Raw genomic sequence first — 4,301 nt, 5'->3', positions numbered from 1 at the left:
GTGTTTCTCTCTCCCTCTCTTTTTTTTTTTTTTTTTTTTTTTTTTTTTTTTTTTAATTTGCGGGGGTGTGTTCTCTGGGGGGGGGGGGGGGCTCGGCCCCCCCCCCCCCCCTCGACCGGATCAGGATCAGATGAACGAGTTGATCTGGATCGTCTCGTCGCGGCCCGGGCCGACGCCGATGGCGGAGATCGGCGCGCCGGACATCTCCTCCAGCGCCTTCACGTACGCCTGCGCGTTCTTCGGCAGCTCGGCGAAGGTCTTCGCCTTGCTGATGTCCTCGGTCCAGCCCGGCAGCGTCTCGTAGATCGGCTTGGCGTGGTGGAAGTCGGACTGGTTGTACGGGAGTTCCTCGACCCGCTTGCCGTCGATCTCGTACGCGACGCAGACCGGGATCTGCTCCCAGCCGGTGAGCACGTCGAGCTTGGTGAGGAAGAAGTCGGTGAGGCCGTTGACCCGGGTCGCGTAGCGCGCGATGACCGCGTCGAACCAGCCGCAGCGACGGTCACGGCCGGTGGTGACACCGCGCTCGCCGCCGATGCGGCGCAGCGCCTCGCCGTCCTCGTCCAGCAGCTCGGTCGGGAACGGGCCCGAGCCGACGCGGGTGGTGTACGCCTTCAGGATGCCGATGACCCGGTCGATCTTGGTCGGGCCGATGCCGGCGCCGGTGCAGGCGCCGCCCGAGGTCGGGTTCGACGAGGTCACGAAGGGGTACGTGCCGTGGTCGACGTCGAGCAGGGTGCCCTGGCCGCCCTCCAGCAGGACGACCTTGTTCGCCTTGAGCGCCTGGTCCAGGACGAGGGTGGTGTCGGCGAGGAAGGGCTTGATCTTGTCCGCGTAGCCGAGGTACTCCTCGACGACCAGCTCGGCCGGGATGGCGCGGCGGTTGTACAGCTTGACCAGGATCTGGTTCTTGTCGTGCAGCGCCGCCTCGATCTTCTGGCGCAGGATCGACTCGTCGAACAGGTCCTGGACCCGGATGCCGACGCGGTTGATCTTGTCCGCGTAGGTCGGGCCGATGCCGCGGCCGGTGGTGCCGATCCGGCGCTTGCCGAGGAAGCGCTCGGTGACCTTGTCCAGGGTGCGGTGGTACGGCGTGATCAGGTGGGCGTTGCCCGAGACCAGCAGCTTCGAGGTGTCGATGCCACGGTCGTTGAGGCCGCTCAGCTCGGAGAGCAGCACGCCCGGGTCGATGACGACGCCGTTGCCGATGACCGGCGTCACGTTAGGGCTGAGGATGCCGGAGGGGAGCAGGTGCAGGGCGTACTTCTGGTCGCCGATGACCACCGTGTGACCGGCGTTGTTGCCGCCCTGGTAGCGGACGACGTAGTCGACGGAGCCGCCGAGGAGGTCGGTGGCCTTCCCCTTGCCCTCGTCCCCCCACTGAGCGCCAACGAGCACGAGTGCCGGCACAGGCGTACACCCCTTCCGGTTGGGGCATCCTGCGTAGGCCGCAGTCTGCCCCGAGATAGACGAAGCCCCTGGCGCAGTAGCGCAAGGGGCTCTTGCACCGAGAGATTACCTGAGGAAGGACCGGTCGTGTCGTCCCTGTCCACGCCCGCAACCGGCGGCCCCGAGCCGCTCCTGCTGCTCCTCGACCCGGCGGCCCGGCACACCGACGGCGAGTCGGTGCGGATCGCGAAGGACGTGCTCTGCGGAGGCGCGGACGTCAAGGTGGTCTATCCGGAGAGCCCGTCCGAACTCGACCGCGTGCTTTCGCACCGGGGTCGGAGGCGACCGGTAGTGATCGGTTCCGACCTGGCGTTGCAGCGGGTGCTCCAAGCCCTGTACCGCCAGCGTGAGCTGGGCGCGGATCCGGTGGGCATGGTTCCGGTCGGCCGGTCGGAGGAGCTGGCCGCGGCCCGCGCGCTCGGGGTGCCGGGCGAGCCGGTCCGGGCCGCGCGGGCGGTGCTGTCGGGTGCGGCGCGCAAGCTCGACCTGCTGGTGGACGACGGCGGCGGGGTGGCGCTGGGAGGGGTGCGGATCACCGGTGCCGGGACGCGGCGACCGGCCGGCCGTACGGGTGGTTGGCGTTCGCTATGGGCGAAACTGGCTGCGGCCGAGCAGGCGAACGCACTCACGGCGGACGGCCGGTCCTGCGCCGAGCACAATCCCCGGGTCCGGGTCGAGGCCGACGGCCGGCTGCTCGCCGACGTGCACCGGCCGGTGCGGCTGGTCCAGCTGACCCTGCCGGGCGTCGAGGCGGACGGCGCGGGCGTGCTGGAGGTGGTGATCCGCGCGCCCGGCGCCCTGGTGCGCGCCCGGGCGGAGAGCGTCTCGGTGGTCGGGCGCGGCTTCGGCTACGAGGCGGACGGCCACCCCGTCGGTCCGGTCCGCGCCCGCACCTGGACGGTCCACCCGGGCGCCTGGGGCCTGTTGCTGCCCGCCGCGTGACGCCGGGGTGAACCCCGGGTGAGCAGGCTCACTTTCGCGGCCGCCCCGACTCCCGGCTCTCCGCACACGGAACGCCCCAACAGGCGCGAACCACAAGGCCAACCGCCTCCGGCCGGAATTCCCCCCACCCGAAATCCCCACCTGGTAAGGGGTTTTGTCTACGCGCGTTACCGGCCGATCGCCAGACAATCCCGGCCGCCCGGGTTCCGGAAGCCGGTGCCCGCTGCCCTAGACTCGAAGACGTGCCACGTGGTGACGGAAGACTCAACCACGATCTTCTTCCCGGTGAGAAAGGCCCCCAGGACGCTTGCGGCGTCTTCGGTGTCTGGGCTCCCGGCGAGGAGGTCGCCAAGCTCACGTTCTTCGGCCTTTACGCCCTGCAGCACCGCGGTCAGGAATCCGCGGGCATCGCAGTGAGCAACGGCTCCCAGATTCTCGTCTTCAAGGACATGGGGCTTGTCTCCCAGGTCTTCGACGAGGCCTCCCTGGGGTCGTTGCACGGGCATATCGCCGTCGGACACGCCCGCTACTCGACCACCGGGTCCTCGGTCTGGGAGAACGCCCAGCCGACCTTCCGCGCGACCGTGCACGGTTCGCTGGCCCTCGGGCACAACGGAAACCTGGTGAACACCGCCGAACTGGCGGAGATGGTCGCCGAACTGCCCGGTGAGGAGCACGTCTCCCGCTCCGGGCGGAGCGCCGCGACCAACGACACCGACCTGGTGACCGCGCTGCTCGCCGGCCACCCGGACCTCTCCATCGAGGAGACGGCCAAGGTCGTGCTGCCCAAGGTCAAGGGCGCGTTCTCGCTCGTCTTCATGGACGAGCACACCCTCTACGCCGCCCGCGACCCGCAGGGCATCCGCCCGCTGGTGCTCGGCCGGCTGGAGCGCGGCTGGGTCGTCGCCTCCGAGACGGCGGCGCTGGACATCTGCGGCGCCTCGTTCATCCGCGAGGTCGAGCCCGGCGAGCTGATCGCCGTCGACGAGAACGGCATGCGCAGCTCCCGCTTCGCCGAGGCGAAGCCCAAGGGCTGCGTGTTCGAGTACGTCTACCTGGCCCGCCCCGACACCAGCATCGCCGGGCGCAACGTGCACCTCTCCCGCGTGGAGATGGGCCGCCGCCTGGCGAAGGAGGCGCCCGCCGAGGCCGACCTGGTGATAGCGACGCCGGAGTCCGGCACCCCCGCCGCGATCGGCTACGCCGAGGCCAGCGGCATCCCGTACGGCTCCGGTCTGGTGAAGAACGCCTACGTGGGCCGCACCTTCATCCAGCCCAGCCAGACCATCCGTCAGCTCGGCATCCGGCTCAAGCTCAACCCGCTGCGCGAGGTCATCGCGGGCAAGCGCCTGGTGGTCGTCGACGACTCGATCGTCCGCGGCAACACCCAGCGCGCGCTGGTGCGGATGCTGCGCGAGGCCGGCGCCGCCGAGGTGCACATCCGGATCTCCTCGCCGCCGGTGAAGTGGCCGTGCTTCTTCGGCATCGACTTCGCCACCCGCGCGGAGCTGATCGCCAACGGGATGACCGTCGAGGAGATCGGCCGCACCCTCGGCGCGGACTCGCTCTCCTACATCTCGATCGACGGCATGATCGAGGCCACCAAGCAGCCCAAGGACAGGCTCTGCCGGGCCTGCTTCGACGGCGAGTACCCGATGGAGCTGCCGGACCCGGCACTGCTCGGCAAGCTCCTGCTGGAGGCCGAGATCAAGGGCAGCCAGCAGCCGCCGGCCGTGCGCGGCAAGCCGACCAGCGGCAGCGACCTGGACGGCGTCCAGTCGCTGCTCGGCGGGGCGGGCGGGGGGGGCCGCCGGGGGCCCCCCGCCACACAAAAACCCGGGGGGGCACCGAAAACGGGGGCCCCCCCGCTAAACACACCCCCCACACACACACTGCCGCGCCCCAAATTA

The 4,301-nt window shown here is 70.0% G+C and carries 3 protein-coding genes; 2 read left to right on the top strand and 1 reads right to left on the bottom strand.

Annotated features, from left to right (window positions below):
* Positions 1–126: 126 nt before the first annotated feature.
* Positions 127–1,410: an adenylosuccinate synthase gene (locus tag ACFV6I_RS32320; protein WP_063348342.1), complete on the bottom strand. Its 1,284-nt coding sequence runs from the start codon at positions 1,408–1,410 to the stop codon at positions 127–129.
* 126 nt (positions 1,411–1,536) lie between these two features.
* Here ACFV6I_RS32320 and ACFV6I_RS32315 point away from each other — a divergent pair, with 126 nt between their 5' ends.
* Positions 1,537–2,391 carry a hypothetical protein gene (locus ACFV6I_RS32315; protein ID WP_063348341.1) on the top strand — a complete coding sequence of 285 codons (855 nt, stop codon included), beginning with the start codon at positions 1,537–1,539 and terminating at the stop codon, positions 2,389–2,391.
* Positions 2,392–2,633: 242 nt separating this feature from the next.
* Positions 2,634–4,301: amidophosphoribosyltransferase (purF, locus tag ACFV6I_RS32310; RefSeq protein ID WP_380429164.1), on the top strand; the 1,668-nt coding region annotated here is incomplete at its 3' end.

The organism is Kitasatospora sp. NPDC059803 (assembly GCF_042732255.1).
GTDB lineage: Bacteria > Actinomycetota > Actinomycetes > Streptomycetales > Streptomycetaceae > Kitasatospora.
The sequence above is the reverse complement of the archived record's forward strand: the minus strand, read 5'-3'. Positions and strand labels throughout refer to the sequence as shown.